At 64.2% G+C, this 26,574-nt stretch carries 21 protein-coding genes and 1 riboswitch; of the genes, 6 read left to right on the top strand and 15 right to left on the bottom strand.

Translation table 11 applies throughout. The features are described 5' to 3' along the window. Positions 1 to 8: 8 nt before the first annotated feature. The 12 genes from RIU96_RS10270 to RIU96_RS10325 all read right to left on the bottom strand — a co-directional run bounded on the left by RIU96_RS10270 (position 9) and on the right by RIU96_RS10325 (position 13,270). Positions 9 to 746 (bottom strand): lysophospholipid acyltransferase family protein, encoded by a 738-nt coding sequence (locus tag RIU96_RS10270; RefSeq protein WP_136651492.1) that lies wholly within the window; start codon positions 744 to 746, stop codon positions 9 to 11. A gap of 8 nt (positions 747 to 754) precedes the next feature. Then, complete coding sequence (locus tag RIU96_RS10275) at positions 755 to 1,726, bottom strand: ROK family protein (RefSeq protein WP_259812450.1); 972 nt, start codon at positions 1,724 to 1,726, stop codon at positions 755 to 757. Between the two features lie 11 nt (positions 1,727 to 1,737). Further along, positions 1,738 to 2,874, bottom strand: coding sequence for a glycosyltransferase family 4 protein (locus tag RIU96_RS10280; protein ID WP_311204949.1), 1,137 nt, complete (start codon positions 2,872 to 2,874; stop codon positions 1,738 to 1,740). Between the two features lies 1 nt (position 2,875). Further along, positions 2,876 to 3,922 (bottom strand): C40 family peptidase, encoded by a 1,047-nt coding sequence (locus RIU96_RS10285; protein ID WP_311197673.1) that lies wholly within the window; start codon positions 3,920 to 3,922, stop codon positions 2,876 to 2,878. Positions 3,923 to 4,144: 222 nt separating this feature from the next. Then, entirely contained in the window at positions 4,145 to 4,894 is a 750-nt protein-coding gene (locus tag RIU96_RS10290; RefSeq protein ID WP_006839928.1) for a C40 family peptidase, read from the bottom strand. A 12-nt stretch (positions 4,895 to 4,906) separates the two neighbouring features. Next, a riboswitch (cyclic di-AMP (ydaO/yuaA leader) is annotated at positions 4,907 to 5,115 on the bottom strand. A gap of 370 nt (positions 5,116 to 5,485) precedes the next feature. After that, positions 5,486 to 7,117: a cytochrome bc1 complex cytochrome b subunit gene (locus RIU96_RS10295; RefSeq protein ID WP_006839927.1), complete on the bottom strand. Its 1,632-nt coding sequence runs from the start codon at positions 7,115 to 7,117 to the stop codon at positions 5,486 to 5,488. Then, positions 7,117 to 8,340, bottom strand: a complete 1,224-nt coding sequence (locus RIU96_RS10300; protein ID WP_006839926.1) for a cytochrome bc1 complex Rieske iron-sulfur subunit — start codon at positions 8,338 to 8,340, stop codon at positions 7,117 to 7,119. The genes RIU96_RS10295 and RIU96_RS10300 overlap by 1 nt, the downstream gene beginning before the upstream one ends. Continuing rightward, positions 8,337 to 9,185 carry a cytochrome bc1 complex diheme cytochrome c subunit gene (locus RIU96_RS10305; RefSeq protein ID WP_006839925.1) on the bottom strand — a complete coding sequence of 283 codons (849 nt, stop codon included), beginning with the start codon at positions 9,183 to 9,185 and terminating at the stop codon, positions 8,337 to 8,339. The genes RIU96_RS10300 and RIU96_RS10305 overlap by 4 nt, the downstream gene beginning before the upstream one ends. A 68-nt stretch (positions 9,186 to 9,253) precedes the next feature. Beyond that, positions 9,254 to 9,874: an aa3-type cytochrome oxidase subunit III gene (locus tag RIU96_RS10310; protein WP_186309863.1), complete on the bottom strand. Its 621-nt coding sequence runs from the start codon at positions 9,872 to 9,874 to the stop codon at positions 9,254 to 9,256. Positions 9,875 to 10,295: 421 nt separating this feature from the next. Continuing rightward, positions 10,296 to 11,638 (bottom strand): IS3 family transposase gene (locus RIU96_RS10315; protein WP_246062663.1). Its coding sequence is split into 2 segments (ribosomal slippage): positions 10,296 to 11,197 and positions 11,197 to 11,638, totalling 1,344 coding nucleotides; the frame shifts between segments, so codons are not numbered across the junction. Positions 11,639 to 11,729: 91 nt separating this feature from the next. Then, positions 11,730 to 12,161 (bottom strand): aa3-type cytochrome oxidase subunit IV, encoded by a 432-nt coding sequence (locus tag RIU96_RS10320; protein ID WP_144689204.1) that lies wholly within the window; start codon positions 12,159 to 12,161, stop codon positions 11,730 to 11,732. 14 nt (positions 12,162 to 12,175) lie between these two features. Then, positions 12,176 to 13,270 (bottom strand): aa3-type cytochrome oxidase subunit II, encoded by a 1,095-nt coding sequence (locus RIU96_RS10325; RefSeq protein ID WP_144689206.1) that lies wholly within the window; start codon positions 13,268 to 13,270, stop codon positions 12,176 to 12,178. A 431-nt stretch (positions 13,271 to 13,701) separates the two neighbouring features. Between RIU96_RS10325 and asnB the strand changes: the two genes are divergently transcribed. Beyond that, positions 13,702 to 15,624 (top strand): asparagine synthase (glutamine-hydrolyzing), encoded by a 1,923-nt coding sequence (gene asnB, locus RIU96_RS10330; RefSeq protein ID WP_144689208.1) that lies wholly within the window; start codon positions 13,702 to 13,704, stop codon positions 15,622 to 15,624. A gap of 321 nt (positions 15,625 to 15,945) precedes the next feature. On the opposite strand, the gene RIU96_RS10335 is transcribed toward asnB, so the two are convergent. Then, positions 15,946 to 16,290, bottom strand: a complete 345-nt coding sequence (locus RIU96_RS10335) for a HesB/IscA family protein (RefSeq protein WP_136651480.1) — start codon at positions 16,288 to 16,290, stop codon at positions 15,946 to 15,948. Positions 16,291 to 16,419: 129 nt separating this feature from the next. Here RIU96_RS10335 and RIU96_RS10340 point away from each other — a divergent pair, with 129 nt between their 5' ends. Both RIU96_RS10340 and RIU96_RS10345 read left to right on the top strand, forming a co-directional pair. Continuing rightward, positions 16,420 to 17,157, top strand: coding sequence for a DUF3043 domain-containing protein (locus tag RIU96_RS10340; RefSeq protein ID WP_311204950.1), 738 nt, complete (start codon positions 16,420 to 16,422; stop codon positions 17,155 to 17,157). A gap of 11 nt (positions 17,158 to 17,168) precedes the next feature. Continuing rightward, a complete protein-coding gene (locus tag RIU96_RS10345) occupies positions 17,169 to 18,131 on the top strand; it encodes a nicotinate-nucleotide--dimethylbenzimidazole phosphoribosyltransferase (protein WP_311196677.1) in 963 nt (320 codons plus the stop codon). Between the two features lie 5 nt (positions 18,132 to 18,136). Here RIU96_RS10345 and RIU96_RS10350 read toward each other — a convergent pair whose 3' ends face one another. Next, a complete protein-coding gene (locus RIU96_RS10350) occupies positions 18,137 to 19,273 on the bottom strand; it encodes a branched-chain amino acid aminotransferase (RefSeq protein WP_311204951.1) in 1,137 nt (378 codons plus the stop codon). 85 nt (positions 19,274 to 19,358) lie between these two features. Here RIU96_RS10350 and RIU96_RS10355 point away from each other — a divergent pair, with 85 nt between their 5' ends. Then, positions 19,359 to 20,834, top strand: coding sequence for a leucyl aminopeptidase (locus tag RIU96_RS10355; RefSeq protein ID WP_144779822.1), 1,476 nt, complete (start codon positions 19,359 to 19,361; stop codon positions 20,832 to 20,834). Here RIU96_RS10355 and RIU96_RS10360 read toward each other — a convergent pair whose 3' ends face one another. Further along, on the bottom strand, positions 20,835 to 21,230 hold the full coding sequence (locus RIU96_RS10360) for an oxidoreductase (protein ID WP_136651476.1): 396 nt from the start codon (positions 21,228 to 21,230) through the stop codon (positions 20,835 to 20,837). Positions 21,231 to 21,334: 104 nt separating this feature from the next. Here RIU96_RS10360 and sucB point away from each other — a divergent pair, with 104 nt between their 5' ends. Next, a complete protein-coding gene (gene sucB / locus RIU96_RS10365) occupies positions 21,335 to 23,530 on the top strand; it encodes a 2-oxoglutarate dehydrogenase, E2 component, dihydrolipoamide succinyltransferase (protein ID WP_144779820.1) in 2,196 nt (731 codons plus the stop codon). Positions 23,531 to 23,696: 166 nt separating this feature from the next. After that, positions 23,697 to 26,573, top strand: a complete 2,877-nt coding sequence (gene gcvP, locus RIU96_RS10370) for an aminomethyl-transferring glycine dehydrogenase (protein WP_259822157.1) — start codon at positions 23,697 to 23,699, stop codon at positions 26,571 to 26,573. Position 26,574: the final 1 nt, after the last annotated feature.

Genomic DNA, 26,574 nt, shown 5'->3' on the forward strand with positions numbered 1-26,574 from the left:
AATCCTATTTACCTGGCTTTGGGCTCGGCGCCCTCGGGGTAGCCGTTGCCCTCTTCGAGCGACTTCTTCACGTCGGCGGCGTACATGTCCACGTACTCAAATCCGGACAGCTGCTGGATCTGCGCCATCACGTAATCCGAGAAGGGGCGCATCACCTCGCGCGACTGCGGGTCGAACCCGTTCTCGCGCGCCCACTCGTGCGGGTTGATCGGGGTGCCAATCTTCATGCTCACCTTTTTCGGCCGCGGGATCACGGTGCCGATCGGGTTGGCGTCGCGCGTGCCGAACATCGCCACGGGGATCACGTCGACGTTGTTGGTCATGGCGATGCGCGCCATGCCCGTCTTCGCCTTGTACAGGCGCCCGTCCGGGGAGCGGGTGCCCTCCGGGTAGAAACCGAGCAGCCTGCCCTCGTCGAAGACTCCCTTTGCGGCGCGCTGCAGGTCCTCTGCGGCACCCGCGGACGTGCGGTCCACCGGGATCTGACCCACCGAGCTGAAAAAGAAGCGCTGGATCGCGCCGGAAAGCCCGGGAGAGGTGAAGTACTCCTTCTTCGCGGGGAAGGTCAGCTCGCGCCACACCATCAGCGGCAGATAGAAGGAATCCATCACTGCCTGGTGGTTTGATGCCAGGATCGCTGATCCCTTACGCGGGATGTTGTTGGAGCCCTCAATCTTCGGGCGGTTCCAGAACAACAGCGGGATCCCGATGAAGATCCTGAAAATCATGTACCAGACGCTGACCATTTCCCCTCCTACACCAGTTCGCGGGCCAAATCGGCCACTCCGAGCATACCCGCTTCGGGGCCTCGTTCGGCGCACGTTACGTGCGGAAGCGGACGATACCCCGCCCCCACCATGTCGTGCGCCATCGCCTCGCGCGCGGTTCCTAAGAAAAGGTCCGCGTCACTGCTGACTCCCCCGCCGAGCACGATCAGCTCGGGATCCAGGACGTCAGCGACGATGGAGAGGCCCATGCCCAGCCAGCGGGCGAACTTATCGACGGCCGCCTTGCCCAGGGCGTCGCCACGCCGCGCCGCGCGCATCACATCGTGGCCCGTGGCGCGCTTGTCCACCACCGCGCGGTAGAGCCCGCAACCCTTGTAGCCGCCTGCCGACGCCACCTCGACGGCCGTGTCGACGAGCGCCGTGCCCGAGGCGTAGCGCTCCAGGCAGCCGTGCTTGCCGCAGGAGCACACCCGCCCGCCCGGCACTACCGTGATGTGTCCGAACTCGGGCGCGGTGCCGAACGAGCCGCGGTAGATCTCGCCGCGGTGCATCAGCGTCGCGCCGATTCCCGTGCCCACGGCGAAAAACACCCACGTCTCAGCGTCGCGGGCGGCGCCGAAGCGGTACTCGCCCCACGCCGCCGAGTTCGCATCGTGCTCGAGGCGCACCGGCAGGCCGATGGACTCTTCAAGGATGGCCTTCACGGGGGCGTCGTTACGCCACGGCAAGTGCGGGGCGAAGCGCACCTTCTCGCAGGCCGGGTCCAAAAATCCGGCGATCGCCGCGCCGACCGCCGCGATGTCGTGGTCGCGGCGTACCTCGGCGACGAGCCGGGTGATCGCGGCGGTGAGCTCCTCCGCGTCGTGCGGCGTAGCGATCGAGTGCGAGTCGATGATTTCCCCGGCGCCCGTGACCACGCCCGCGCGCGTGTTCGTGCCGCCAATATCGAAGCCGATGGTCAACGGCGCGGCGTTCGCGCTTCGGGTTTCGGAGAGCATAGCCAACTATGTTAACCCGCCGGGCACAGAAGGCTGTAGAGCCTATCGCCCAAGGCCTCCCAAGAAAAGGCGCGCTCCACGTGGGCGCGGCCGCACCGGCCCATCTCGCGGCGGCGCGCGGGGTCATCCAGCAGTGAGACGATCGCGGCGGCCACCGCGTTTGCATCCCGGCCGTCGACCACGATGCCGGTCTGATCCGTCACCGTCTCCGGCGCCCCGCCCGAATCCCCCACCACAACGGGCACGGCGCACGCCTGGGCCTCGAGGTAGACAATGCCGAGCCCCTCGACGTCGAGGCCCGCGCCGCGCGTGCGCGCGGGCATGGCAAACACATCCGCCGCGGCCACGATGTCGCGCAGGCGCGTGCGATCCACGGCGCCGGTAAACACCACGGCGTCGCCGAGACCCTTCGCGCGCTCTTTCAAAGCTCGCTCGTAGGGGCCCGTGCCGACGATGACGAGGCGCGCGCCCGGGTGGGCGGAGAGGACGTTGGGGAGGGCATCGAGAAGCGTGTCTTGGCCCTTGCGGCGCACCAGCCGCGACGCGCAGACGATCAGCGGCCCGCGGACGCCCAGCTCGGCGCGCACAGCGGCGCGCTCAGCCTCGCTTGCGGGGCGGAAAAACTGCTTGTCGACGCCCGACGGCAACGCCACGAATCTCGGCGAGGACCCAAACGCGCTGCGGAAGCGCCCGAGCGCGTACTCGGAGATGTACGTGACCACGTCCGCGCGCCGCCCGATGACCGAGAGCACCTGACGCGCGCCAGGCAGCATCGACCAGCCGACCTCATGGCCGTGGGTCGAGGCGAGAACCCGCCGCGCTCCAGCCGACTTCGCCGCCGCCCCCATCAGCGCCAGGGGCGCAGCGGCTCCGAACCATACGGTGTCCACGCCGTGTTCGCGGATGAGGCGGCGCATCTCGCGGACCGTCGCCGGGGTGGGGAGCATGACGCGGCGCGGCCAGCGCACCACGGTGTAGCCAACGTTCGCGTCCCAGCGCCTAGCCGCGTCGGCGTCTTGAGTGGAGGCGAACACGAGGAGCTCGTCGGGGCCGGCCCTCCGCACGAACTCATCGGCGAAATCCCTCACATACGACTGAATCCCACCGACAGCGGGTGGGAAGTCGTTGGTGACGAGCAGCACCGGCATTCTAGTAGCGGACCGCTCCCTGCACCGGCATCGAGTTCAGCGGCACGACCTGGACGGGGATGCCGTAGTCGGATGCGTGGACGACCTGGCCGTTGCCGATGTACATGCCCACATGCGTGACACCCGGGTAGTAGCCGACGATGTCGCCCGGCTGCAGATCCGACATGGACACGGGGGTGCCACCAGCTAGCTGCGCCTGGGAGGTGCGCGGGATCGACTTCCCGTTCTGGGAGTACGCCCACACCATCAGCCCGGAGCAGTCGAAAGCATCGGGCCCGGCGGCCCCCCAGCCGTAGGGCTTGCCCAGCTGCGCGAGCGCAGCGGCCGTGATCGCGTTACCGAACGCACCCGGGTCAAGCATGTCCGCAGGCACGGGGTTGGACTGGTTCGTCCAAGCCTCACGCGCCGCGGGCGAGAGCGCATCCACACGGGCCTCAACGTCTTTGATCCGGGCCTCGATGTCAGCACGCTCCTTTTCCAGCTGCGCCAACTGTGTGTCGAGCTTGACGCGGTTGTACTGCGCGGTCGCCTTAGCGACGTCCGCTTCACGCGCGGCCTGAATCGCCTCTTCGTTCGCGGCGCGCAGGCCATCAAGCTGCTCCTGGCGCTTGCGGGAAATGGATCCGAGGTAGGTGGTCTTGTCAATGACCTCCTGCGGGGTAGCGGAACCGAGCGTGTTCACCACATTGTCCACCTGCAGCGTGCGGTAGGTCGAAGTCGCGACAGCGTTGACGTCCCCCTGCTGCATGGCGCGGGCTCCACGCACCTCCTCGGCCCTAGCCTGGGCAGCAGCGGCCGCCCGAGCGCTATCATCGAGCTCCACACGCGCCTGCTCGAGCTGGCCCTCGAGGTCCTTAATCTGCTCCATCTTCGCGGTCGCTTCGTCCGAGACGGTACCTAGTTCCGCAATGAGGGTGTCCAGGTCTTCGGCGTGTGCGGGAGAAACGAGTCCGGCCACGGTGGCACCCGCGACGGCCAGGGAAACGGTTGTGTATGCAATTGTTCCGGCGCTTCGGCGAGCGCGCGGAGGAAGAGAGTGCTTACCCACGGTGGACTTCCTCGACACTTTCCTTGTAAAACCCTTTAACAGGATATGGGCCGCATCCGCAACGGACACGGCGCTGGAGCCGCAGCTAAGCAGCTCGAGCTTTATAGAACTGTTACACACTATAGCGCCCCGAACCCGAGAATCAAGACATTGCCCCCGATTTGTTTTGAGGCGCAAAACTGGCCCCGCACGCCGTCGCGCGGGGCCAGTTTGAGAATGCGTTTAGAAGCGAACCACGGAGTGGATCGGCATCATGTTGAGCGGGCGCTCCGTAACCGGGGAGCCGGAGTTTAAAGCGTCGATGATGGTGCCGTTGCCGGCGTAGATGCCGACGTGGGAGGCGCCGCTGTAGTAGACAACGACGTCGCCCGGCTGGATGTCGTTCAGGCTGACGGGGGTGCCGCCGGAAGCCTGCGCCTGAGAGGTACGCGGGATGGACTTACCAGCCTGTGCGTGGACCCAGGAGGTGAAACCGGAGCAGTCGAAGGCGTTGGGGCCGGCCGCGCCGTAGACGTACGGGGAGCCGATCTTGGAGCGGGCGATGTCAACGATCTGCTGGCCAGCGGAGGGTGCCGGAGCGACGATTGCCGGTGCCGCAGCAGCTTCGACGGTCTGCGCGGACGTGTCAGCCGGGGCGGTGGCGTAGCGGGTCTCAGCCTCCGCGAGGAAGTCGGAGAAGCCCGGGATGTTGGTTACGCCCGGCACAGCCTTGACTGCCGCGATTGCAGCTGCGACGTCACCGGTGGGTGCCTGACCACCCAGCGAGGGGATCCACATCTCAATGCCGGGGATGGCAGCGATCCCGGGGACGTTCTCGATGCCGGGAACCTGGACGCTGACGGGGCTGTTGGGGACACGAACCTCAGCAGCCTCTGCGGTGGCCGGTGCCAGAAGGGTTGCGCCCGTAACGAGGGCGGAAACGGCAGCAATGTTGCGCGCTGCGGACGAGTTCTGGCGACGGTGCTTTGTCACGTGAAATACTCCATATCTTCTCTTGCCTACCGGGTTAGCTGTCGGGTTGGACTCGAGAAAAGTCCTGCGCCGCTCCTTCTTGACCCAAACGAGTCGGGAAAAGATCCTTGCGCGCATTCACCCCAGGTGTGGCCCGCGGGCCCTGTAGTGGGTCCCCGGCTCCCCTTCAGCCGCAGGCGCCTTGTGCGCTGTGGCTGCCGAGGACTCGGCGTTATACGTTTTTGTTGTCGTAACTTGCATCCAACGATCGTTGCCGCAATGTCTCGAGTAGGTTACGAAACCGCAACGGCAATTGTCCAATGCGACATCCGTTATCGCGTCGTTATTTTTGTACAACCGCGCATTCAGCCTCACCCGAGGGGTGGGCTCACCGTTGCCACCACGGGGACTAAAGTAGAAATTATGCTTTCTAGCTGCATGTTTACGAAATTCCCGAGGGTCAATCGCAGAAACCGTTGCCCCGGCGGCCCCGCCGAAGATTGGCCGCTGTGACGTTTGACACACGTAATACGTTACCGGGTCGCAATAGAGAAATGGGCCTCCCTTTCGGGAGGCCCATTATTCGCGCTCTAACGCGGCACTGTTCTCAAACTACTTGTCATCTCGCGGCGTTGCGTCGCGGTCAGATGAGTGCTTGGTAGCTTCCAATGTGCGCAGCGTCTCAATTTCGTCGTGGTGGTTGCTCTCCGCGGCGTCGCGCACCCGCTCGGTGACGCCGAGCTCCGCCGGAGAGAACGTGCCGATCGTTTCGGAATCCGCGTAGCCCAGCTGGTTCATCTGCTTCGGCACACGAGCACCCGCGTACTCCAGCGGGATCGGGTGACCATGCTCGTCGACCGGGCCGAGAGGCTGGTGGATCTCCACGAAGGCGCCGTTCGGCAGCTTCTTGATGATGCCGGTCTCGATACCGTGCTCCAGAACTTCGCGGTCGGAACGCTGGAGGCCGACACAGATGCGGTAGGTGATGAAGTACACCAGCGGCGGCAGAACGATCAGGCCGATGCGTCCGAACCAGGTCATCGCGTTGAGCGAAATCTGGAAGAAGTGTGCGACGTGGTCGTTGCCGCCGGAGATGGTCAGCAACAAGAAGAATGTCACGGCCATGACGCCGATGCCGGTTCGCACTGGAACGTCGCGGGGGCGCTGCAGGAGGTTGTGGTGAGCACGGTCACCAGTGACCGCCTGCTCAATGAACGGGTAGGCAAAGAGCAGCATCACGAGGATGCCACACATCAACGCCACCCAGAACGCACCCGGGATGGTGTAGTTGCCCAGGTATAGCTCCCACGCCGGCATGACGCGCGCCGCGCCGTCCGTCCACAGCATGTAGACGTCGGGCTGGGAACCAGCGGAGACCTGCGAGGGGTTGTAGGGCCCCAGGTTCCAGATCGCGTTGATGGTGGTCAGACCCGCCATGCCGGAGAGCACGGCGAAAACAACGAACATGAACCCGATGGCCTTGACCGCGAACACCGGCATGATGCGGATGCCTACGACGTTGTTCTCCGTGCGGCCTGGGCCGGGGAACTGGGTGTGCTTCTGGAACCACACGAGAAGCAGGTGGGCCGCGACGAGCGCGAGGATCAGGCCCGGCAGGATCAGAACGTGCAGGATGTAGAAGCGGTCCAGCATGAGGTCCGACGGGAAGTCGCCGCCGAAGATCGCCCAGTGCATCCAGGTACCGATGATCGGGATGCCGACGATGATGGCGGACATGATGCGCAGGCCCACGCCGGAGAGCAGGTCGTCGGGCAGGGAGTAGCCCATGAAGCCCTCGATCATGCCGACGAGGATCAGGGTGACACCGATGATCCAGTTCGCTTCACGCGGGCGTCGGAAGGCGCCGGTGAAGAAGATGCGCAGCATGTGCGCGAACATGGACATCATGAACATCAAAGCGGCCCAGTGGTGCATCTGGCGGACGAACAATCCGCCGCGCACCTCGAAGGAAATGTCCAGTGCCGTTGCGTACGCACGCGACATCTCGACGCCGTTGAGCGGCAGGTAGCCACCGTCGTAGATTACCTTGGTGATCGATGGGTCGAAGAACAACGCCAGGTAAATACCGGTCAGCAGCAGGATGATGAAGCTGTACAGCGCCATCTCACCGAGCATGAACGACCAGTGCGTCGGAAAGACCTTGTTCAGCTGCGGGCGCAGGAAACCAGAGACAGTGTAGCGCGAATCAATATTGTCCGCGGCTTGTGCGAGTTTAGTGCTCATTAGGACTTACGCTCCCAGAATGCAGGGCCAACGGGCTCGATGAAGTTTCCGCTGGCAACGAGGTAACCTTCTTCGTCAACTGTCACAGGAAGCTGCGGCAGGGCACGTGCGGCCGGGCCGAACACCGGCTTGCCGTAGTGCAACGCATCGAACTGCGACTGGTGGCACGGGCACAGGATGCGGTTGGTCTGAGCCTCGTACAGAGACGTCGGGCAACCAATGTGCGTGCAGATCTTCGAGTAGGCGTAGTAGTCGCCGTAGTGGAACGTTTCCTGCCCCTCGCGCTCGACGACGCGGTTAGCGTCCTCGGAGCGCAGACGGATTAGCATGACGGCGTTACGCGGACCGTGGATGGAGTGCATGTGGTTTTCGTAAACCTCGCGCTCGGGGTCGTAGGTTGCGCCGTCATTGACGTCCTCCTCGTAGAGGGGGAAGACCGTCTCCATCGACCCGGCCGCCAGGTCCTCGGGGCGCATACGCACCACGCGCGAAACACCGGCGGTGGTGTAGTGCTTGCCTGCCTGGCCCTCGTGCAGCTCGGCGATGGCACCGGTATCGCGGCCGAGGTAGACCTTCACACCTTCCTCGATCTTGGTCCAGCCATGCGTCCACAGGGTGCCGTCGCCGTAGTAATTGAGCTCGTGACGAGGGCGCCACGGGTTCTTAATCAGGCCACCGAGCGGGGCGATGATGATCAGGCCGGTCAACAGGCCAGCGCCACCGAGCAGGCCCTGCATGACTTTACGACGACCGAGGGTTGAGGTCTCCCAAGCGTCGTTAAGCAGCGCGGTGGTCGTGCGGCGATCGAGCTCGCTGGAGCGACCGTCGTGGCGGCGCTGCACCGAGATCTCCTCCGGCACGAACTTCTTCACGTACTGGATGATTGCGATGCCCAGCGCACCCAGCGCGAGCATCGACGTCAGGCCGAGCAAGGGGGTGTAGAGGGTGTACATCCACAGGCCTTCATCGCCATGGAACTTCGGCTCCCACGGCCAGAACAGGTACACGCCGAGAAACGCGAGGCCCATCACAATCGAGATGGTCAGCCACACATTGATGCCGGCCGCTGCGGCCTTTTCGCGCGGATCGCCTTCCACCGGGAAGCGTTCCTTGCGGTACGCAACGGTGACGTCATCGAGCTCGGTGCCCAGTGCGGCGAGCTCGGCGTTGTTCATGCGGTCGAGTTCCGCGTCAGTGTAATTCTTCTTCACTTCATTGCTCATGAGCGCGATCCAATCCAGATAGCAGCAGCGGCGACGAGAGTGACGCCGATGATCCACATAGCCATACCCTCAGAAACCGGGCCGAGGCCACCGAGTCCCCAGCCGCCCGGGCTCGGGGTCTCCTTGCTGGACTTGATGAAGGCGATGATGTCCTTCTTCTCGTCCGCAGTCAGCTGACGATCGGAGAACTTCGGCATGTTCTGCGGTCCGGTCAGCATCGCCTGGTAAATCTCCTGCTCGTTGGCAGGGTCGAGCTCAGGCGCGTACTTGCCGGAGGACAGCGCGCCACCGCGGCCGGTGAAGTTGTGGCAGGAAGCGCAGTTGAGGCGGAACAGCTCGCTGCCGCGGGCAACATCCTCGGCCTGAATCTGGCCGTCGTAGTTCTTTCCGCGCAGCTCCTCCATCGCGATGGAACCGTCTTCGTTGTAGACAAGCTCCGGCCCGCCACCATTTGCCGCGACGTAAGCGGCCATGGCGAGCGCCTGCGACTCGGTGTAGCGCGGGCGCTTGCGTTCGGCTTGGGCGTCATTCGACATCATCGGCATACGTCCAGAGTTGACCTGGAAGTACACAGCGCCCTCACCGGTGCCGATCAGAGACGGACCGCGGTCCTGAACGCCTTGGAGGTTAGCGCCGTGGCACGTGATGCAGGCGACGTCGTAGAGGTCTTTGCCCTCCTGGATCAGCGCCTGATCATCACGCTGTGCCGTCGCCACTTGGGCGTTGGGGGTCAGAGCGGTAGCCAGGAAGCCAGCACCGGTCAGGCCGAGAGTGAGAGCAGCGGCGCCCGCGACTGTGCGCCGCATCTTGCGGCGGCTCCGCGTCTTCTTTGGGGTGTTATCCATCGTGTTCCCTTAAGCGACTGTGAGTCTTATACGTGGCGTCTTCCCGCGGGTTCCGCGGGCAAGGCGCATTACTGAACGAGGTACAGGGTGACAAAGACGCCAATCCAGATGACGTCGACGAAGTGCCAGTAGTAGGAAGTCGCCATCGCGGCAGTAGCCTGCGCCGGCGTGAACTTCGACTTGGCAACGCGCAACATCACCACGATGAAGGCGATGATGCCGGCCGTCACGTGCGCCATGTGGAAGCCGGTGATGATGTAGAACACCGAGCCGTACACGGAGGCCTGAGGAGTCACTCCGTGGCTGACCATCTCAAACCACTCGAAGGCGACGAGCCCGAGGAAGACCACGCCGAGCCCGATGGTGACGCTGAACCACCTGCGTAGTCCGTAGACGTCTCCCCTCTCCGCGGCAAACACGCCCATCTGAGAGGTCACGGAAGACAGCACGAGAACGATCGTGATGATGAGACCGAACATCACGTTCAGGTACTCAGTCTGCTTCTCCCAGTCCCCGGTGGTCATGCCGTTTGCACGCGACGTGAAGTACATCGCGAACAGTCCGGCGAAGAACATCAACTCTTGGGCGAGGAACGCGATCGTGCCCACGCTGACCATGTTCGGCCGGTTCAGCACTGGGACACGATTCGGCGGTGTCGCCATCTCTTGGTTAGTAATTGCGGTCGTCACGCATGTGATTATCGCCCTTTTTGTCCTGAAAGTCACCTCGTATACCCCCGAAAAGTGACTGACGGAAAGGCTTCAACCTGCCCTTATTTTCACGCGACTTGTGCTAAGGAAAATTTCTCGTGCAAGGCGGGAACTTTCACACCCGTCTATCCGACTCGGATTACTGCAGGTCATCCCCTTAGGCGCGCACGTTGCTTATCGGCGCCCCCACTAACCGCCCGGACATTTCGCGCGCTTTCCCCCCTCCAGGTGGGCCCACCCTCCCCGGCTAGTGACAGTTCTCACATCTTGACCACCGTGCGCCGCGCGCTCCCCCAACTTTCGGTTGACCCCTTGGGTCTAGTGGCCTCGGTCGCCGCAATGCAAAACCCCCCTCACCTTTCGGTTTGAACTAGCCCCCGAAAGTTGGACTGGTTTAATTCTAGGCGGTTAGGGGTTGAAGGGTCTGATTCCGATATTGCATCGGAGTCAGACCCTTTAGTCGTTGTTGGACGCGTTCGGTGTTGTACCACCCGATGTACTCGTCGATCGCTTGGTTGAACTCTGCGACCGTGTCGAAAACTTCACCGTGGTACATCTCGGTTTTCAAGTGTCCAAAGAAGTTCTCCATGACCGCGTTGTCGTAACAGTTGGCTTTACGCGACATCGACTGAACACCACCGTGTTCGTCAATGAGTTTGCGCCAAGTCGAGTGCTGGTACTGGAAACCTTGATCGGTGTGCATCATCCACCCGGTTTCAGGTGCACACGCTGCGATCGCCTTGGATAAAGAATCGGTGGTAAATGCTGTCGACGGCGATGTAGCCACGGTGTGAGCGACGATTGAGCGGTCGAACAAGTCCATCACCGGCGACAAATACACCTTGCGGCCTGCGATTCTGAACTCGGTGACATCGCTGACAAAGACGGTGTTTGGCTTATCCGGGGTGAATTTGCGCTCGAGCTTGTTGTCAGCGATGCGGCTGACGGTTCCGGAGTAGGAGATGTAAGGCCTGTGCTGGCGGACCTTGGCTCGAAGACCCATCTCATGCATGAGTTTGTAGACGAGTTTGTGGTTGACCACCCACCCCTGATTACGCAGGTCCAGTAGTACTCGCCGGTAGCCGTAGCGATGCTTGTTGCGTTCGAAGCTCTCCCGGATCGCGTCTTTGAGCACAGCATGCCTATCCGGCTCACCGCGTCGTTTCTGGTGGTAGAAGAACGTCGACCGCGGGATACCTGCTGCCTCTAGCAGGTACTCCAGGCGGTGGTGCGACTTGAGGATGACGATCGCCTGGACTTTCAGACGTGTCCCTGGTTCCTCAAGTCCCGCAATTTTTTTAGGTAGGCGTTTTCCGCTTCCAACCGCTCGATCTGGCGGCGCAGCTTCTCCTCTTCCGTGAGCCTCTTCGGCGCGGACGAGCCTTTGGGCCTGCCCTTCGGCTTCGGTTTTAACGCGTCATCGCCACCTTTACGCCATTTCCGGGACCAATCTTTGACGAGTTGGTCTGACGACAGGCCAAACTCGCGTGCAAGATCCATCTTTGTCTCGCCGGCAAGGTGGCGTTGGACAACTTCCTTCTTGATGTCGAACGAGTGCTGCTGCTTTGTCGGTTTCTCCACAAGACATAGCCTGCCATGCAGCTGAAACCGACGACGCAGCGTACGGACGGCGTATTTGGAGACACCAAGAGTCTTGGCAGCGGTTCCGTAGCTCATGCCTTGCTCGAAACACTCCACCAGCTGCTCACGCTGATGTTCGCTCAGCGAACTTCGTGCTCTCAATGGAAACTGCTCCTCACTAGTTGGTAACTGATTTCTCAGTCCAACTAATGGGGAGCAGTTCAGTTTGGGGGGGTGTGTGCGGCGAGGCTAGTTAGTGCTTCTCGCGCGGGATTCCGTACTGCAGGTTGAGCTGCGTGGTGGTCCAAATCAACAGCACCGCACCGATGGCGACGAGCCACAGCTGCCAGAAGGCAATGCCGAGGCCAAGGAAGAAGATCGCGGCCGCCATCGCGAACGGCCAGATGGAGTTGGGCGAGAAGAAGCCGAGCACGCCGGCGCCGTCCTCGATCTCGGCTTCCTCCCAATCCTCCGGGACGATGTCCATGCGGCGCTCAGTGAAGTCGAGGTAGACGGCGAGCATGAAGGAGAGGGCGGTGGCGAGCACGAGGCCCACGCTGCCGACCCACTCGATTCCGAACAGGTACGCGTCATCGCCGACCCAGTTGGTAGCCAGGATGTAGAAGAGGGCAATCAGGGCAAGGAAGGTGCCCATTGCGTAGAAAACTTTGGATCCAGGTCCCATTGATCTTCGCTTTCTTAGACGTTCTGGTTAGGGTCGGTGTAATTCTGGCCGTCGCGGGTACCGGTGCGGTCAGAGTTGAACGGGCGGGTGGTCGTCGCGTACGGATCCTGCCCGATCGACTCAAGTGCCTGGGCGTTAGATGCGTCCGGGTTGTCGTTGCGGAACTGGATGTATGCGCGGAAGTCCTCCGGCGACACGGCGCGAACCTCGAAGTTCATCATGGCGTGGTAGGTACCGCACATCTCGGCACAGCGTCCAACGAAGGCACCTTCGCGGTCGATGCGCTCAATCTGGAACGAACGCTGCTGCTGGTTCGACTCCGGGTGAGCGTAGACGTCGCGCTTGAACAGGAACTCCGGAACCCAGAATGCGTGGCTCACGTCGCCGGAGGCGAGGCGGAACTCGATCGGGGTTTCGGTCGGTAGCACGAGCACCGGGACCTCGTCGGTCGTGCCGGTGGTCTCAATGACGTTGTAGTTGAGGTAGGACATGTCGCCCGTGGAGGTGCCGTGGATCGGGTTGGCGTTCGGCATGTCCTCTGCGTCGAACTTCGTATCCTCAGCCAGTGCTTGGCGGGCCTCGTCGACACCGTTGTAGAGCTGGCCCGTCGGGGAAAGGTCCGCGCCAATCTGGGAGTAGCCGAACTTCCAGTTCCACTGGAATGCGGTGACGTCGACGGTCACCTCGGGGTCCTTATCCAGGGCGACTGCCTTGGTCTGCGCCTGAACGGTGAAGAAGAACAGAACGAAGACGATGATGATCGGGAGGATCGTCAGGCCGAGCTCGAGCGGCACGTTGTACTGCAGCTGCTTCGGGAACTCGTCGTCAGTCTTCTTCGCCTGCGCCTTGGCGTTCCACTTGAAGATGGCGACGAGGAACAGCACCCACATGATGATGCCGATGGTCCAGGCGGCAACCCAGACCCACACCCAGAAGTTGTACATCTGGACACCCTCGGGGGTGATCGGGTCGGGCCAGCCCATGTCGAGCACGTTGGCCAGCGCTGCCGGCGGAGCTACCTCGCAACCAGCCAGAGCGAAGCTGCCGAGCAGGAGCGAGCCCGCGACTGCGACCTTTTTGGCCAAGCTGCGGTTCTTTTCCTTTTCCACGTGTGTCTGCCTTCCTGTCCACACTTCAACAATTGAACGCCCATGACTAGATAGCCCTATAGATACGGCTGAGCATTCCTACGCAATCAGAATAGATCATCGTGCCTTTTCTTTAAGAAAACACAGGCAAGCCCACAACTTTCGGGGGCGGCCCAGAATGTCGGAAGGAGGTCCGCACCATCTTTGCGCTGGTGGGGCCCGTAATTTAGCGCGCTTCCTGCCACCCAAGACCGCCGGTGTAGTCCAATTCACAAAACCGCGGGGAACAATCAACCTAAAGTTGGCCCCCATCCGGGGACGCGCCAAAGGATGAACCACGATTGCCGCCATCACCGGCCAGGTCGGTTCACACTGCGCGGCGAGGAAACTCTATTCTTGGGACGATGGCGTCGCTCAAGCGGCGCGACCTTATATATAGGAGGCATTGACGCATGTGCGGTCTCGTCGGTTTTCTCGCCGCGAACAATGACGCATCTCACTTCGTAGGGGCAGTGGAAAGGGCTTTGCCCTGCATTTACCACCGCGGTCCGGATGCCGCAGGTACGTGGAACGACGACGACGCTGTGTTCGGTTTCAACCGACTGGCGATCATCGACATTGAGCACTCCGACCAGCCGTTGCGCTGGGGCCCCGCCGAAAACCCAGGCCGCTACGCGCTCGTGTTTAACGGTGAGATCTACAACTACCTCGAGCTGCGAGACGAGCTCGCGGCCGAGGGCTACACCTTCAACACCGAGGGCGACGGCGAGCCGATCGTGGTTGGCTTCCACCACTGGGGCGCCGACGTGGTCAACCACCTGCGCGGCATGTTCGGCTTTGTCATCTGGGACACCGAGACGCGCACGATGTTCGCCGCGCGCGACCAGTTCGGCATCAAGCCGCTGTATTTCGCCTCCACCGACAAGGGCACCGTGTTCGCCTCCGAGAAGAAGTCCATCCTCGAGATGGCCAATGAGCTGGGCCTGGGGCTGGAGCTGGACCGCCGCGCGATCGTCCACTACACCGACCTGCAGTACGTGCCGGAGCCGGAGAGCCTGCACGCGCAGATCCGCCGCGTCGAATCCGGCAGCACCGTCACCATTCGCCCGGGCGGCACTGTCGACGCCAAGCGCTACTTCACCCCCGAGTTCAAGGCGTCGCCCGTGGCCAAGGGCAGTGAGCAATCGCTTTACGACGCCATCGCCCGCGCGTTGGAGGACAGCGTCGAAAAGCACATGCGAGCTGACGTGACCGTGGGCTCCTTCCTCTCGGGCGGGATCGACTCCACGGCGATCGCCGCGCTGGCCAAGCGGCACAACCCGAACCTGTTGACGTTCACGACCGGGTTCGAGCGGGAGGGCTACTCCGAGGTCGACGTCGCGGCTGAATCCGCTGCGGCGATCGGCGTCGAGCACATCGTGAAGATCGTCTCCCCCGAGGAGTACGCCGCGGCGATCCCGAAGATCATGTGGTACCTCGACGACCCGGTGGCCGACCCCTCGCTCGTGCCGCTGTACTTCGTGGCGCAAGAGGCGCGCAAGCACGTCAAGGTCGTGCTCTCCGGCGAGGGTGCCGACGAGCTGTTCGGCGGCTACACCATTTACAAGGAGCCGCTGTCGCTCGCGCCGTTTGAGAAGCTGCCCACTCCTCTTGCGCGCGGGCTCAACCGGCTCAGCCGCGTCCTGCCGGACGGCATGAAGGGAAAGAGCCTGCTCGAGCGCGGCACCACCCCTATGGAGGAGCGCTACTACGGCAACGCGCGGTCGTTTAACTTCGAGCAGCTCCAGCGCGTTCTGCCGTGGGCCAAGCGTGAGTGGGATCACCGCGAGGTCACCGCGCCGATCTACGCTGCCTCCCGCGAGATGGACCCGGTGGCGCGCATGCAGAACCTCGACCTGTTCACCTGGATGCGCGGCGACATCCTAGTCAAGGCCGACAAGATGAACATGGCGAACTCGCTGGAGCTGCGCGTGCCGTTTTTGGACAAGGAAGTGTTCAAGGTCGCCCAGACGATCCCGTTCGACCAGAAGATTGCCCACGGCACGACCAAGTACGCGCTGCGCAAGGCGATGGAGCAGATTGTTCCGGCACACGTGCTGCACCGCAAGAAGCTTGGCTTCCCGGTACCGATGCGCCACTGGCTCGCCGGCGACGAGCTCTTCGGCTGGGCCCAGGACACCATCCGCGAGTCCGCGACCGACGACATCTTCAATAAGGCCGAGGTCTTGGAGATGCTCAAGGAGCACCGCGACGGGGTAGCCGACCACTCCCGGCGTCTGTGGACGGTGCTGGCGTTCATGGTCTGGCACGGCATCTTCGTCGAGCACCGCATCGACCCGGACATCGAGCACAAGGACTACCCGGTCACGTTGTAGGTGAGCGCTGTGCTGGCGTCTTCATCGCTGAGGTATAGCTACTAGACCTCAACGCAGCGCGCTCCGAAAAACCCCAGTTCACGTGTGACGCATGTGGCACCAAACCCGCTGAGGTATAGCAGCTAGCCCTCAGCGGCCCCCAACAACCCCCAGCCCCAAACGCCCCCGCCCCCCAAAAAACCGAGTGCCAAAAGTTCCCTCCCGCCTGCAACGTTTGCCAGTTCCCCAGGACACGCAACGGCCCGATGTAAAACTTGTCACACCAGCCCACGCGAAAAGACGCCCCGGGCGTTGCTGGGGGCGTCGAGAAGCGAGCGCGACTTAGTTGAACGAGTCGCCGCAGGCGCAGGACCCGCCAGCGTTGGGGTTGTCGATGGTGAAGCCCTGCTGCTCGATGGTGTCGGCGAAGTCAATGGTCGCGCCCATCAGGTAGGGCACGCTCATCTTGTCTACGACGAGACGGACGCCGCCGATCTCGTCGGCCTTGTCGCCGTCGAGGTCGCGGTCGTCGAAGTACAGCTGGTAGCGCAGGCCAGCGCAGCCGCCCGGCTGAACGGCAATGCGCAGCGCGAGGTCGTTGCGTCCTTCCTGGTCGAGGAGGGCCTTGGCCTTAGCCGCGGCCGCGTCGGTCAGCGTGACGCCGGTGGTGGAGGTGGGTGCAGTCATGTGATGCTCCTTGACAAACTGTGAAAGATCTTGCGAGCCAGCCTACCTACTGCCCGCTTCTTGGGGTACAACGCCAATGCGGCAAGCCATATTCCCGTAACGTCAGCGAGGCCTTGTAGCCTTAAGGGCGTGAAACTTCCGTGGCAGAAAACCGAGAACACCAAGGCGGCTGCCGGCTCCACCAAAATTGAGCTGCCGCAGTCCACTGCAGGCACAAGCGAGCCTGTCGACGCCGCCACAACGCGGGAGGAAAAGAAGCTCCCCAAGGGCTACACCCCGCCGAAGGGCCGCCCGACCCCGAAGCGCATTGAGCAGGAGGTCAAGCGCGGTGTCGTGCGCGACCCCAACGCGCTGACGCCCGCGCAGCAGAACCAGCGCAACAAGGAACTGCGCAAGTCCATGTCCAAAGAGGAGTGGAAGGCCTACAAGAAGAAGCAGCGCGATGAGCGCCGCGCCTCCAACCGCGAGATGCAGGCCCGGATGGACCAGGGCGACGAGCGCTACCTGATGGACCGCGATAAGGGCGAGGTGCGCCGCTACGTGCGCGATTGGATCGATTCGCGCTACTTCATCAACAACTGGGTCATGCCCATCGCGCTGGTGATCCTGGTACTAACGTTCCTGGTGTCGTTTGCCAGCCCGCAGGTGGCCAAAATCATTACGTTTATCTCCATGGCGTTTATGCTGACGATTATCGCCGAGGGCTTCATCATCGGCCGATCCGCGAACAAGGCCGTGCGCGCCAAGTTCCCCGACACGGATGAAACCGGCTTCCCGCTAGGCATGTACGCCTTCTCGCGCGCCACCCAGCCGCGCAAGTGGCGCACGCCGAAGCCGCAGGTCGCAGCCGGATCGAAGGTTCAGTAGTGTTCGCCGCGGTGGATGTACCCGACGAGGCCGCAGCGGCCCGCGTGCTCGAAGGCCTTTCCGTCTCCGTGCGGGGGCGTTCCCTAGGCCGCCTGGGAGAGATCGCCGCCTGGGTCGCGTCCGTGACCTCGTCTGCTACCCCGGAACCGTTCGACCGGGCGCGCGCGATCATCGTCGCGGGTAACCACGCCGTGGCGCAGCGCGGCATTTCGGCGCTGCTGCCGGAGGCAACGGCCGTACAGGTCGAGGAGATCCGCGCCGGCGGCGGCCCCGCCAACACCGCGGCGCGCATGGCCAACTGCACGCTGCGGCTTGTCGACGACTTCGCCGACGCCCCGCACGGCTCCATCGACGTCGAGGACGCGATGAGCCAGGACGTCTTCAACCAGGCGCTGGCCTTAGGCACCCAGATCGCCGACAACGAGGTCGACGCCGGCACGGACCTGATCATCCCCGGCGACCTCGGCGTGGGTAACACCACGGTCGCCGCGGCGGTGTTCGGCGCACTCACCCGCACGGAGCCCGCTGTGGCAATCGGGCGCGGCAGCGGCATCAACGACGAGGTGTGGAAGGTCAAGGTCGTCGCCGTGCGCGATGCCATGTTCCGCGTCCGCGGGTTCCGCGACGACGTCCCCGCGGTGCTGCGCGCGATATCGGGGCCGGACTTCGTCACGCTCGTCGCGTTGATCGCCCAGGCCGCGGTTCGCCGCACGCCCGTGCTTATCGACGGCGCGTACGTCGCCGTCGCCGCCTTCGTCGCAGAAAAACTCGCCCCGGGCACCAAGCGGTGGCTGATCGCCGGGCAGCTCAGCCCAGAGCCCTGCCACGCGGTATGCGTCCAGGCGCTCGAGCTCACCCCGGTGCTGGCGCTCGACATGTCCACCGGCCAGGCCGCCGGCGCGATGCTCGCCCTGCCAGTTATCAACGCGGCCGCCGAGCTCGCTGGTGAGGAGCTCGGCGGCCAGGAGGGCTAAGGCAGCTACGCGGTGGCGGGCGCCTCGACGAGCACCTGGTTCCACCCGTGGGTGTCCTCGACCTCGCCTTCCTGGATGGCGCGCAGCTGCTTGCGCAGCTTCATGCTCACATCGCCCGCCTCGTTGCCGCCGATGGTGAACTCGCCGGAGTTGGACAACACCTTGCCCACAGGCGTGATCACGGCCGCGGTGCCGCAAGCCAGCGTCTCGGTGATCTCGCCGGAGGCGACACCGTCGCGCCACTGATCGACAGTGATGCGACGCTCCTCGGTGCCGTAGCCGAGGTCCTTTGCCACCTGCAGGATGGAGTCGCGGGTGATACCCGGCAACAGCGAGCCAGACAGCGACGGGGTGACGATGGTGACGCCCTCGGCAGAGTCCTCGGACCCGTAGACGAACATCAGGTTCATGCCGCCCATCTCATCGATGTAGGAGCGCTCGATGGCGTCGAGCCACACGACCTGGTCGCAGCCCTTCTGCTCCGCCTGGGCCTGCGCGAGCAGGGACGCGGCGTAGTTGCCGGCGAACTTCGCGTCGCCGGTGCCGCCCGGCGCGGCGCGCACGTAGTCCTCGGAGATCCACACCGACACCGGCTTCACGCCGCCGCGGAAGTACGCGCCAACCGGCGAGGCAATGACGTAGAAGGTGTAGGACGAGGACGGCTTGACACCAAGGGATGCCTCGTTAGCGATCATGAACGGGCGCAGGTACAGAGACGATTCCCCGCCGGCTTCGGGGACCCACGCTTCGTCGATGGTGACGAGCTGACGCAGCGACTCCAGAAACAGCTCGTCGGGAAGCTCCGGCATGGCGAGTCGGCGCGCGGACGAGCGCATGCGCGCGGCGTTCTGCTCGGGGCGGAACGTAGTGATCCCACCGCCGCGGTTACGATACGCCTTCAAGCCCTCGAAGATCGCCTGGCCGTAGTGCAGCACGCTCGCCGCGGGGTCGAGCGAGATCGGCCCGTAGCGGCGGACCTGCGGATCGTGCCAACCGCGTTCCCTGCTCCAATCAATGGAGACCATGTGGTCGGTGAATACCTGCCCGAACTTCGGCTCCCGCAAAACCTCGGCGCGCTCGGCGTCCGGAGTTGGGTTGGGGTTGTTCGTGACAGTGAATTCAGTGGAGTTCAGGGTGGTCATGCGAACATACTCTACTCCTTTGACACGGTACGGTTGATCAGAAATAAACTTTCCGATTTCCCCAGGAAGAAAGGATTGGTTGTAAATGACGTTCGAGGTTTCGCTGCCGGCACGCGGCACCACCGTTGAGCTGGAATTCGCCACGGAGGTTCCGGCTGATCCGGGTGTTGCGCTCGTGCCCGTATCCACTAGCGACGGTCTGGAGCTGCCGGTCACGGCGCTCGCCGCCCAGGGACTGCTGGAGAGCCTCGAGGCCGTCGGCGCGCGAGGCAAGCAGGGCGAAGTGAGCCGCTTGCTTGTCGACGACCACCTGACGCTGTCCTTCGGCCTCGGCGACTCCGATGAGATTGACGAAGACGCCGTGCGCCGCGCCGCCGGCGCTCTCGCACGCAACCTCACCGGCGTCGAGCGCGCCACGATCACCACCGAGCTGGGCATCCGCCCCATCGTCGAGGGGCTCCTACTCGGCGGCTACAGCTACACGGGGCTGAAGGCCCAGCCGGAGGAGGAGACCGCGCCGACGCGCATCACCGTCGTCGGTAGCGACTCCGCCGAGTCCCGCGCGGAGTTCGACCGCGCCGTCATCATCGCCGAATCCGCGCTGCTCGCCCGCGACTTGGTCAACACCCCCGGCAACTTCCTCTACCCGGAGACCTACGCGCGCATCATGGAGGAAGTCGCCGGCCAGTGCGGGCTTGACGTGGAGGTCTACGACGAGGAGTACCTCGCGGCCAACGGGTTCGGCGGCATCGTCGCCGTGGGCCAGGGCTCCGCGCGCCCGCCGCGGCTCGTTCATCTGGTGTGGGACGGCACCGAGGGGGCGTCGTCACGCGCGATTGCTCTGGTGGGCAAGGGCATCACGTTCGATACTGGCGGGATTTCGCTGAAGCCCGCGCCGCAGATGGAGGACATGATTTCCGACATGGGCGGCTCGGCCGCTCAGCTGGCCTCCATCGCCGCCGCCGCGCGCCTCGGCGTCAACGCGCGCATCGAAGCATGGCTGCCGCTGGCGGAGAACATGCCCTCGGGCAGCGCCACGCGCCCCGGTGACGTGATCACCCACTACGGTGGGCTGACCAGCGAGGTTCTCAACACCGATGCCGAGGGGCGCCTCGTGCTTGCCGACGCCCTCGCCCGCGCTTCCGAAGATGCCCCCGACTACCTTATCGAGGTCGCCACGCTGACCGGCGCGCAAATGGTCGCGCTGGGCACCCGCACCACCGCGGTCATGGGCAGCGACGAATTCCGCGACCGCGTCGCCGAGATCGGCCGCGAAGTCGGCGAGAACGCCTGGGCCATGCCGCTGCTAGAGGAGCAGGAGGAGGAGCTGCGCTCCCCCATCGCCGATATGCGCAACGTGCACAATTCCCGCAACGGCGGCATGCTCTACGCTGGGCTCTACCTGTCCCGATTCATCCACGATGACACGCAGTGGGTGCACATGGACATCGCCGGGCCGTCCTGGAACACCGGGAGTGTGCACGGCTACACGCCGAAGCGCGCCACGGGCACGCCGGTGCGCACCATCGTGGAGGCGCTGAGCGAGCTGGCTGGCAAGTAGTTAGCTGAAAGGGTCTTCGCCGCGCTCGAACTTCGCGCGGCGTTGCCTTTGCTCGGCGCGCCGGCGCAGGATGCGCTCCTGCTCCATCTTCTTGCGCATGCGCTCCGGGTAGCCCGTCTCCTCGACGTCGTAAAGCGTGATGCCCAGAAGCTTGGCTACGGCGTCAATGCCTTTCGGGCCGCCGATGCGGCGGCGGGTGAAGTTGCCGGCTTCGTCGACAAGCACGACGGACATTTCGTTGACCACGGTCTCCGGCTCTACGAAACCCTCGACGTAGGCGCGACCCGCGACCCACTGGCGCAGGTACTGCGCGTCGTCCGGGCGGATCGTCTCCCCGGGAGCGCGCGGGGGCTTGAGCGGCGAGGAGGATTTCCGCTTGCCGAATAGGTTGAACACGCAACTCATCATACGACCCCCCGTGACCAACAGCACACCCGGGAAACGGGTACTCTAAAGCCTTGAAGATGACGTCGTAAATTACCTGCGAGGAGACAGAAACCATGGCGCACTCAGTAGAGATGCCCGAGCTGGGCGAATCGGTAACCGAAGGCACAATCACCACGTGGCTGAAGGAGGTCGGCGACACCGTTGACGTCGACGAGCCGCTGCTCGAGGTCTCCACGGACAAGGTCGACACCGAAATCCCGTCACCCGTCGCAGGTGTGATCCTCGAGATCAAGGCGCAGGAAGACGACACCGTCGAGGTCGGTGAGACCATCGCAATAATTGGTGAAGAGGGCGAGGCGCCGTCTGGCGATTCCGCCGACGATTCTGACGAGTCCGAGGCTCCTGCCCAGGAGGAAGAAAAGAAACAGCAGGCTCCGGCCAAGAAGGCCGACAAGCCCGCATCCGGTTCCGCCACCGACGTCGAGATGCCGGAGCTGGGCGAGTCCGTCACCGAGGGCACCATCACCACCTGGCTGAAGCAGGTCGGCGACGAGGTCGAGGTCGACGAGCCACTGCTCGAGGTCTCCACCGACAAGGTTGACACCGAGATCCCCTCGCCGGTTTCGGGCACACTCGTTGAGATCCTCGCTGAGGAAGACGACACCGTCGAGGTCGGCGCCGTCATCGCCCGCGTCGGCGACGCAGATGCCGCTGCCTCCGCAGCATCCGACGAGCCCGAGCAGACCAACCGCGGTGAGGACAACGTCGCAGACGCCGACGAAGAGGTCACCGAGGACAACTCCTCCGCAGGTGAGGGCACCAACCCGGAGGACGCACCGAAGAAGGACGAGAAGAACTCCTCCGCAACCAACCTGAAGGGCTCCGGCGAGTCCACCAAGGTCGAGATGCCCGAGCTCGGCGAGTCCGTTACTGAGGGCACCATCACCACCTGGCTGAAGCAGGTCGGTGACATCGTCGAGGTCGACGAGTCGCTGCTCGAGGTTTCCACCGACAAGGTTGACACCGAGATTCCCTCCCCTGTCGAGGGCACCATCCTGGAGATCCTCGCCAAGGAGGACGACACCGTCGAGGTCGGTGAGACAATCGCCATTATCGGCGACGCGGAAGCCGCCGCGGGCGACTCCAGCGAGGACACCCCAGAGTCCGAGGCTGCGGCTGAGGAGCCTGCCGAGGAAGAGGAGAAGGAAGAGCCCAAGCAGGACGACAAGGCCGCTGCTGGTTCCGCCGCCAACGAGCGCTCTGAGCAGGACGCCAAGAAGGACAGCGCCGACGAGGAGGCCACCAACGCGTCTGCCGCGTCGACGAAGCTGGACAACCGCGGCGACAAGGTTCCGTATGTCACCCCGCTGGTGCGCAAGCTCGCCGACAAGCACGGCATCGACCTGAACTCGATCGAGGGCACCGGCGTGGGCGGGCGCATCCGCAAGCAGGACGTCCTCGCCGCCGCTGAGGCCGCGAGCGGCGCCTCGAGCGACTCCTCCAGCGAGGCGGCCGCCGATAAGGCGCCGGCTTCCAAGGACCCGCGCTCGAACTGGTCCACCGCTGGTGTCGACTCCTCCAAGCAGGAGCTCATTGGCACCACGCAGAAGGTCTCGCGTATCCGCCAGATCACGGCGACGAAGATGGTCGAGTCGCTGCAGACCACCGCGCAGCTCACCCACGTCCAGGAAGTCGACGTCACCGCTGTCGCTGCCCTGCGCAAGAAGGTGAAGCCGAAGTTCGTGGAGAAGTACGGTGTCAACATCACCTACCTGGCGTTCTTCGTCAAAGCTGCCGCCGAGGCCCTGGTCTCCCACCCCAACGTCAACGCGTCCTACAACGCCGAGGCCAAGGAGATCACCTACCACGCGGACGTCAACATCGGTATCGCCGTGGACACCCCGCAGGGGCTGCTCGTGCCGGTGCTGAAGAACGTCGAGAAGATGAACCTGGCCGACATCGCCAAGGGCATCGCCGATCTGGCTGAGCGCGCGCGCAACAAGAAGCTGCGCCCGGATGACCTCTCCGGTGCAACGTTTACGGTGACCAACATCGGCTCGTCCGGCGCGATGCTAGACACGCCGATCCTCACCCCGCCGCAGGCCGGAATCTTGGGCACCGCCGCGATTGAGAAGCGCCCGGTTGTTGTCACCGACAACGGCGTGGACGCTATCGCGATCCGTCAGATGACCTACCTGCCGTTCACCTACGACCACCAGCTTGTCGACGGCGCCGACGCCGGACGCTTCGTCACCACGATCCGCGACCGCATCGAAACCGCCGCGTTCGAAGACGATCTGGGGCTCTAAGCTCAACCCCGCGTCACCTTGGCCTCCCCGGTTTTCACACCGGGGAGGCCATTGTTTTCCCAGTACAGGGGCCTAGGTGTGGCTTATGCCACCAACCGCACGCGACTGTGTCGGAGGACTCGTTAAACTGTTGGTAACACTGCACCCCCGATTCAAGGAGAACGCGTTGGATTTCATTTCCCGTCACATCGGGCCCGACCAAGCTGAAGAGCAGGAGATGCTCGCAGCCTTGGGATACGACAGCGTCGAAGCTCTCGTTGACACGGCCATGCCGCCCGGCATCAAGGCGAAAAAAGAGATCACCCTTCCGCCGGCGTTGAGTGAGCAGCAGGCGCAGACCCGCCTGCGCGAACTGGCCGACAAGAACGTCGTTCTCAAGGCCTTCTACGGCCAGGGGTTCTCCTCCACCCTGACCCCGCCGGTGATCCGCCGCGGTGTCGTGGAGGATGCCGGCTGGTACACCGCCTACACCCCCTACCAGCCCGAGATTTCCCAGGGACGCCTCGAGGCGCTGCTGAACTTCCAGACCATGGTGCAAGACCTCACCGGCCTGCCCGTGTCTAACGCCTCGCTTCTCGACGAAGCCTCCGCCGCCGGCGAGGCCATCGGCCTGATGTCGCGCGCGGTGAAGAAGGGCCGCCGAGTGCTTCTCGACGCCCGCCTGCACCCGCAGGTCATCGCCGTCGCCTCCGAGCGCGCCCGAGCCATCGACCTCGAAGTCGAGGTCGCTGACCTTTCCCAGGGCATCGTCGGCGAGGATCTCGTTGGCGTCGTGCTAGCCTACCCGGGCACCGAGGGCGACATCCTCGACCCGCGCCCGATCATCGAGGCCATCCACGAGCGCGGTGGCCTCGCCGCCGTCGACGCCGACATCCTCGCGCTCACGCTTCTCGAGTCCCCGGGCGAGCTCGGCGCCGACATCGCCATCGGCACCACCCAGCGCTTCGGCGTGCCGCTGTTCTACGGCGGCCCGCACGCCGCGTACATGGCGGTGTCCGACAAGCTCAAGCGCCAGATGCCTGGCCGCCTCGTAGGCGTGTCCGTCGACGCTGAGGGCTATCCGGCTTACCGCCTGGCGCTGCAGACACGCGAGCAGCACATTCGCCGCGAGCGCGCGACGTCCAACATCTGCACCGCCCAGGCCCTGCTCGCGGTGACGGCGTCGATGTACGCCGTCTACCACGGGCCTCAGGGGCTCACCGAGATCGCTAAGGCCGTTCATGACCGGGCTGCGAGCTTTGCGGCGTCGATTAGCGAAGGCACCGTGCGCCACGCGCACTTCTTCGACACCGTCGCCGTGGACGTGCCTGGCCGGGCCGCAGAAATCAAGCAGTCGCTGGCCGACAAGGGCTACCTCGTGCGCACCATCGGCGCCGACACCGTCGTGGTCAGCTTCGGCGAGGACACCGAGGACGAGGACCTGCGTGTGCTCGTCGAGGCGTTCGGCGGCACCGTTACCGTCGGCGACAGCACGTTGCCGGAGGAGCTCGCACGCACCACCGACTTCCTGACGCACGAGACGTTCAACGCCATCCACTCCGAGACCCAGATGATGCGCTACATCCGCACCCTGGGCGATAAAGATCTTGCGCTGGATCGCACCATGATCCCGCTGGGGTCGTGCACGATGAAGCTCAATCCCACCGCGGGCCTGGAGTCCATCACTTGGCCGGGTTTCGCCAACGTGCACCCGTTCACCCCCGACGAGTACACCGAGGGCTGGCGCGAGCTGATCACCGAGCTGTCCGACTGGCTCGTTGAACTCACCGGCTACGCGGCCGTGAGTGTCCAGCCGAACTCCGGCGCCACGGGCGAACTGGCCGGCCTGTTGGCCATCCGCCGCTACCACGTCGCCAACGGCGATTCCGAACGCGACATCTGCCTCATCCCGGCCTCCGCGCACGGCACGAACGCCGCCTCGGCGACGCTGGCCAACCTGCGCGTCGCCGTCATTAGGACTGCCGCCGACGGCTCCATCGACATCGCGGATCTCGACGCCAAGCTGGAGCAGCACGCCGGACGCGTCGCGGCGATCATGCTGACCTACCCCTCGACGCACGGCGTGTACGAAGACACGGTCCAGACCGTCGCCGACAAGGTCCACGCGGCCGGCGGGCAGGTCTACATCGACGGCGCCAACATGAACGCCCTGACCGGCATCGGCCGCCCGGGGGACTTCGGCGGCGATGTCAGCCACCTGAATCTGCACAAGACGTTCACCATCCCGCACGGTGGCGGCGGCCCGGGCGTCGGCCCGATCGGCGTGGCGGAGCACCTCGTGCCCTTCCTGCCGGCCGACCCCCAGGTCTCCCGCGAGCACGCATCCACCGACGTGCCGGAAGGCGCGGGAGTGCCGATCTCGTCGACCACCTACGGCTCGGCCGGCGTTTTGCCGATCTCGTGGGCGTATATCGCTATGTCGGGCGCCGAGGGGCTGAAGAAGGCCACCCAGAACGCAGTCTTGGCGGCGAACTACCTCGTCAACGAGCTCAAAGACTCCTACCCGATCCTCTACACCGGCAACGCCGGACTGGTCGGCCATGAGTGCATCCTCGACCTCAACGGCATCGCCGCCGAATCCGGCGTCACCGCCACCGACGTGGCCAAGCGCCTGGTGGACTACGGCTTCCACGCCCCGACCCTGGCCTTCCCCGTGGCGGGAACGCTCATGGTCGAACCCACCGAGTCCGAGGACCTCGCCGAGCTGAAACGCTTCATCGAAGCGATGCGCAGCATCCGCGCCGAGATCCAGGAGATCGTCGACGGCACCATCGAGTACGAGAAGTCCGTCGTGCACAACTCCCCGTACACCGCCTATAGCGTCGCGCGCAGCGAGTGGCCGTACGAGTTCTCGCGCGAGCAGGCGGCCTACCCTGTGCCGAACCTGATCCACAACAAGTACTTCCCGCCGGTGCGCCGCATCGACGAGGCCTACGGCGACCGCAACCTGCAGTGCGCCTGCCCGCCGCCCGAGGCCTTCGACATCGAGCCCGATGCCGTCGAAGAGGTCGACGTGGTAGTCACCGAAGAAAACTCCAAGTAGG

The organism is Corynebacterium sp. Z-1, from assembly GCF_031844665.1.
GTDB classification, from domain to species: Bacteria; Actinomycetota; Actinomycetes; order Mycobacteriales; family Mycobacteriaceae; genus Corynebacterium; species Corynebacterium sanguinis.